This window comes from Bradyrhizobium sp. SHOUNA76, assembly GCF_023006445.1.
Classification (GTDB): domain Bacteria; phylum Pseudomonadota; class Alphaproteobacteria; order Rhizobiales; family Xanthobacteraceae; genus Bradyrhizobium.
The window spans coordinates 1-1,827 of record NZ_JALBHA010000796.1; the positions used below are offsets into that span (position 1 = coordinate 1).

1 protein-coding gene is annotated in these 1,827 nt (G+C 66.2%); it reads right to left on the reverse strand.

What is annotated here, in order from left to right:
- Nucleotides 1–1,827: AMP-binding protein (locus MOV74_RS37210; RefSeq protein WP_246932392.1), on the reverse strand; the 1,827-nt coding region annotated here is incomplete at both ends.

Below are 1,827 nucleotides of genomic sequence, written 5' to 3' on the forward strand. Positions count from 1 at the left end.
AGCTCGGCGCGCCGCCAGTAACCGCGCGCCAGTCCCTCGCCGCCGATGAACAGCTCGCCGGTCACGCCGACCGGGACGACGTTGAGATCACCGTCCAGAATGTGGGCCGAGCGGCGGCCGACCGGACGACCGATCGGCGCATAATTGCCCTCGATCTCCTCGCTGGCATCGACCTTCCAGACCAGCGGCGTCACCACGGTCTCGGTCGGCCCGTAACCGTTGATCAATGTCCGCGGCTTGAGCGCGCGCTTGACCTTGTCGAAACCTGCCTTGGGCATCGCCTCACCGCCGAACGAATACAGCTCCACCGGCGGCGGATCGCCGCGCCACATCGCGAAGTCGGCGAGCTGTTGCAGGTAGGCGGGCGGGAAGCCGGCGTTGGTGACGCGCTGGCGGCGCAGAACCTCGATGGTCTGCTCGGCCGACCACAGATCGGCATCGCGCATCACGAGCGTTGCGCCGCAGGTCAGCGCGGTCCAGAGCCGCTCATGGGCACCATCGAAGGTGAAGGACAGGAAGTGCAGCTCGCGCGAGTGCCGGTCCATGTCGTAGAGCCCAGCAGTCACCTCGCAATGCATCGCGAACGGACCGTGCTCGACCGCGACGCCTTTGGGGACGCCGGTGGAGCCAGAGGTATAGATCACATAGGCAAGGCCGGTCGCCGCCACCGCGATCTCCGGATCGCTTTCGCTCTCCCGCGCAAGGTCGATCGTATCGAGCGAAACGACCTCGATGCCGGACGGCGGCGGCGTCAGCGCCGAACCATCGGCGTCAACCAGCACGACACGCGCGCCGGCATCGCGCATGGTGCCGACCTGCCGCCTGGCCGGATGCTCGGGATCAAGCGGCAGATAGGCTGCGCCTGTCTTCAAGATCGCGAGCAGGGCCACAACGAGATACGGCGAGCGTCTTGCCGAGACGCCGACGAGGTCCGAGTGCCCGACGCCAAGGCGCATCAGGTGGTGCGCAAGGCGATTGGCGCGACGGTTGAGCTCGGCATAAGTGATTTCATCGTTGCCGAAGACCAGCGCCGGCGCATCCGGCGTTTCGGCGGCCAGCCGCGCAACCGTCCGATGCACCGGCGTGAACGGTGCGCCTGTCGTTCCACCATCCGCGCCGTTCCATTGGCGTAGCCTCTCCAGCTCCTGTTCGGAGAGCAACGCCACGTCGGCGATCGATTGCGTGTCGTCAGCGACCATCGCCTTCATGATCGTGATCCAATGCGTGGCAAGGCGTTCGATCGTCGCCGCCTCGAACAGCGCCGTCGCGTAGGTGAAGATGGCGCGGACTTCGCCGGACGGCCCCTCGTCGGTGTCGAGCGCGAGGTCGAATTTGACCGTATCGACGTCGGCGTCGATTTTCTCGATCTGGAGGCCGGTCTGATCGGGCGGACCGCCCGACGCCCGACGGCGCTGGTGATTGTAGAGGACCTGGAAGAGCGGATTCTGGCTCAAGCTGCGCGTGGGCTGGAGGATCTCCAGCAATCGCTCGAACGGAAGGTCCTGGTTCTCCTGTGCCTCGATCGTGGCCGAATGAACCGCCGCGATGAAGTCCGCGATCCGCGCGCGGCCGTCGATCTGCGTGCGAAGCACCTGGGTGTTGACGAACAAGCCTATCACGCCATGCGTTTCGTCACGGTGCCGATTGGCAACGGGCACGCCGATGTTGATGTCGGACTGACCCGTGTAGCGACGGAGCAGCAGCTTGAAGCTCGCCAGCATGACGACGAACAGCGTCGTCTGGTGTCGCCGCGCGAGCCCGCGCAAGCCATCGGCCAACGCCGGATCGAGCGGGATGCGGCGTGCCGACCCGGCAAGGTTCGGGACC